The organism is Halobacillus sp. BBL2006 (assembly GCF_000786645.1).
Lineage (GTDB): Bacteria > Bacillota > Bacilli > Bacillales > Halobacillaceae > Halobacillus.
On the sequence record NZ_JRNX01000415.1, the window covers coordinates 1 to 3,749 of the forward strand.

Annotated in this window: 4 protein-coding genes; 3 read left to right on the plus strand and 1 reads right to left on the minus strand. The window is 42.3% G+C overall.

The features are described 5' to 3' along the window. Positions 1-503: 503 nt before the first annotated feature. Positions 504-1,718 (minus strand): EAL domain-containing protein, encoded by a 1,215-nt coding sequence (locus LD39_RS12625; RefSeq protein ID WP_035547214.1) that lies wholly within the window; start codon positions 1,716-1,718, stop codon positions 504-506. Positions 1,719-2,080: 362 nt separating this feature from the next. Between LD39_RS12625 and LD39_RS12630 the strand changes: the two genes are divergently transcribed. From LD39_RS12630 to LD39_RS12640, 3 genes are all read left to right on the plus strand, one after another. After that, positions 2,081-2,386 carry a hypothetical protein gene (locus LD39_RS12630; RefSeq protein WP_035547217.1) on the plus strand — a complete coding sequence of 102 codons (306 nt, stop codon included), beginning with the start codon at positions 2,081-2,083 and terminating at the stop codon, positions 2,384-2,386. A gap of 57 nt (positions 2,387-2,443) precedes the next feature. Beyond that, a complete protein-coding gene (locus tag LD39_RS12635; protein WP_035547220.1) occupies positions 2,444-2,803 on the plus strand; it encodes a DUF1428 family protein in 360 nt (119 codons plus the stop codon). A gap of 91 nt (positions 2,804-2,894) precedes the next feature. Further along, positions 2,895-3,749 (plus strand): ketopantoate reductase family protein (locus tag LD39_RS12640; RefSeq protein ID WP_035547223.1); only part of this gene is annotated, 855 nt, incomplete at its 3' end.

Consider the following 3,749-nt stretch of genomic DNA (forward strand, 5'->3'; position numbering starts at 1 on the left):
ATCATGTTCATCCCATAGGAGTCTCGCAATTTCCCGGACACCCTTGCGATTAGGATAACGGAAACGCTTTGAAAAGGATCACTTTACGGAGTCTTTAAACAGCCTTCACCATGGTACTACGCCATGATGGTCGTCGAGTCCACTGGTGGAAATGGGTCCGAATACCTCCATAACCTATAGGGTGACGGGGAAACGACGAGACTCCCGCGGGAGAAGGAGCTAGGCGAGACCCCACAGGGAGTGAAACGACCGAGGAGGCTTGCCAGTTCCCCCGCAGGAAAGCGAGTTGTTTCCCTAGTCACCCCTCACTCTTTCACTGCAACGGACCCGAAACATCTCGAAATCGAGTCTTCCACCACCCTGCACGTTTGTTGAATATCTATGATTAACACTCAGTTATTGTAAAATGAATTCTATCAAAAAAACAATAGCATCATTAAACAATATTATTTTATTAAAATACACCGATCACATATTACAACCGTAGCTTATAAGAAAGTCTACTATACAAGTAAACACTCATGATCATAAATAAATGAATAGCGGATATCGATGAAAAGAAAATACTCGTCAGTCAACGGAACACTGAAAGTCCGGATCATTTCTTTCGTTTCAATATCAGAGTAATTATCGGACAATATTCCTTTCCCTGTCGTTTTCATTTGCATCACATTCTCCAGGAAATAGGGACGGAAAGCCCAGTTTGAACCCTTCTGATCCGATTCAACCTCCCAAACATCTAAACGCTTCCGAAAGTTTGACGATACTTGCTGCCCATCACTGTTACATATGAACATCCGGAAACTCTCCTCGTCAAACCGGTCCTTCACTAAATCAATGAATCCATCCACTTTCTTCGGGCCACCCCATTTCGGCTGCAGTTCCCTTACTTTTCTTTCCCACAGCAAAATAAGGTGCAGTCTCTGTTGAACCAAAGACTTCTCGCGAAAAACATAAGCTGCAATTTTCTTACTAAGATTCAACGTAAGCGCCTCTTTTGATACAAGATGATCCACGGGCTTAGCGAGAAAGTACCCTTGATAAAAGCGGCCCCCGTGCTTCCAGGCAAAATGAAGCTGAAAATCGTCTTCTATGTTTTCGAACAACAATGCTGCCCCAATTCTTCGAGCAAGCATTGAGAGTGAGTACATAACGTCCTGAAATCCTTCCGCATTTTGATTACGGATGATCGTTGTATCGATTTTCAATATATGGGGTTCAAGCTGCCGGATCCGATCAATATTGGAGCTTTTAGCACCGACATGATCAACGGCAATTTGAATACCGAATGTTTTGTAATATTGAAGAAGATGACTGAGGACTTCGAATTCTTCATCAAAATCATGCTCTGTCACTTCGATAACGACTCGGTTCATTGAAAAACCTTTCTGTTCGAATAACAGCAGAGTCTCTAACAAATCTTCGCCATCATTCACCATCAACTGTTTGGCATTTCGATTAATGAACAAGTATTCTTCCTTCTCCGACCCCAGCATTTCTTTCATCGCAATTTTTAATAAGTGCTGATCCACTTCAACTTTAAATTCATCAGGTACTTCCTCATCATGAAAGAACGTTCCGAGACTGACCAAATCGTTTCCGTTATCATAGCGCCCTAATACTTCATATCCGATCACATCGTGTTTTATGGCGCTGACAATCGGCTGATAAACAGGTTTTATATTATGTAAATTATCGATAATATCCAGAGGATCCATAAGTATCCCTCCTTCACTATATAGGTTATGATTTCACAATTTCACTATTGTTTTCAAGTTTTTTTATAGGGGCTTCACCCCAGGCTACCTTTTGAACGTTTACAGCCAATTAAGTAATATAGTTCTCTACTATCAATAAAATTCCCTTTTCTCACGAATATCTGCGAGTTCATGTTGGAGGAATTTCACCGTAAATGTCGAAATTTCTTATGTGGGGCTTTTAGGAATAGAAGGGAATTTATTTAAAGTAGTGGCACCTCCTTCCTGACGTTTGATAAGATAATGAAAAGACACTTCAATCCGTCGGTTGGAAGACCGTTACAGTGTCTATCAGGCAATTGTAAAAACAAGGAGTTATCGTTATGAAAATCTCTACGTGGTTAAAATGGATAACAGGGATTTGTGAAGCCTTTCTAGCGATCCCGATAGCCGGTGGAGCCTTCATTTTAAGTACAGGATGGCAGGCACTTCTTTTCATGTTTGTTTTCCACCTGGTTGCATTAATTTTTTCAATAAAAGAAAGTCGTTCTTTTGCAGGCAACGTACTCGGTTTAATTACGAACGCTATCGGGGCTCTACCTTTTGTAGGGTGGATTATGCACACAATTACCGCCATAGTATTGCTTGTCGAAGCTGGCGTATCAACGAAGACAGACAAAGCATCTTGATTGTAAGCCTGCTTTTACTGTCTTCTAACCTATTGGAAGTTCTGGAGGCGATTTGAAATGTACACAGTTATCTGTCTCTTTAGAGTAAAGAAATCGGATGTCGAAGAATTTGTAAAGATGTCCAGACAAACTGGTGAGTTATTGAAATCCCACGGTACCTTGGAACATCACATATGTTATGCAAATGAGCTGACAGGCCGGCAGGGGTCGATGGGCATTCTCAATTTAATTGAAATGGAAGAAGATGAAGAGCTGTTACTCGGTCAGTCCATATTCAAAAATGAAGACCATTATTATGAAGTGATGAAACAAATCGGCTGCAATGATATCATTCAATATTTGAATCAGCATATCAAGAATATCGTTGAAATGAGTCGTGTTGTGACTTCAAGCTTCACTACAGAAACCCCTCAATGAATGGAGGGGTTTCTTTCAAAAAGGCCGAATTACTGGAGTCTTCCTAGGAAGATGATATGATAGAAATAGACATTATTTGGAGGTGAGCAAGATGAAAATTGTTGTACTTGGCGCCGGTGCTCTAGGTGCCTACTTTGGAAGTCGCTGGGAAGAATCAGGTCACGAAGTCATCAACTTAGTTCGAGATGGCCGTGCCGAACAAATTCAGAAGCACGGGCTTCAGCTACATAGTGAGATGGGGGATTATCAAGTTTCTGAACCTGAAATCGCTACCTCTCCAGAAGAAATCGAAGATCCTGACCTCGTATTTTTAGCGGTGAAAGGCTATCATCTTCACGGGACCATGGATTGGCTGAAAAACCTTGCACAAAAAGGCGCCAAAGTCTTTCCTGTTCTGAATGGAATGGAGCACATCAGCATTTTGCAGAAGGAATTAGGGGAAGAATCTGTCATCGGCGGTCTTTCTTATATCATCGCCACCTTGGATGAAAAAGGCCATGTGGTCCACACGAGCCAGTTCCACGACCTCGTCTTCGGCCCATTACATCCTTCACAGCAGCAAATTTGTGAAGAGCTTGCTCTCGCCTGTAATCAAGCCAACCTAAACGGGACGTTAAGCCCTAACATTTTAGAAGAAATGTGGAGGAAGTATATGTTCATCTCTTCCTTTTCAGGCATTACTACGGCCGTTAATCAACCGATTGGAGAGATACGCAGTTTCCCGCAAACCTTTAGAATCGCAGAACGGATTCTTGATGAAATGAGACAGCTTGCAAACGCCCACCAGGTCAACCTAACTGAAGAGGATGTAGCGAATGCATTTGAACGCCTGCGTGGACTTGATCACGAGATGACTTCATCGATGCATCAGGATCGCAGAAAAGGACTTCCGCTTGAAGTTGAACACCTTCACGGCGGCGCTCTCCGATTAGGCAGCGAAGTTCAT

What these genes read in the sequence shown, in the direction of transcription:
- LD39_RS12625 (WP_035547214.1), bottom strand. Translation starts at nt 1,718, where the DNA reads ATGGATCCTCTGGATATTATCGATAATTTACATAATATAAAACCTGTT.
- LD39_RS12630 (WP_035547217.1), top strand. Translation starts at nt 2,081, where the DNA reads ATGAAAATCTCTACGTGGTTAAAATGGATAACAGGGATTTGTGAAGCC.
- LD39_RS12635 (WP_035547220.1), top strand. Translation starts at nt 2,444, where the DNA reads ATGTACACAGTTATCTGTCTCTTTAGAGTAAAGAAATCGGATGTCGAA.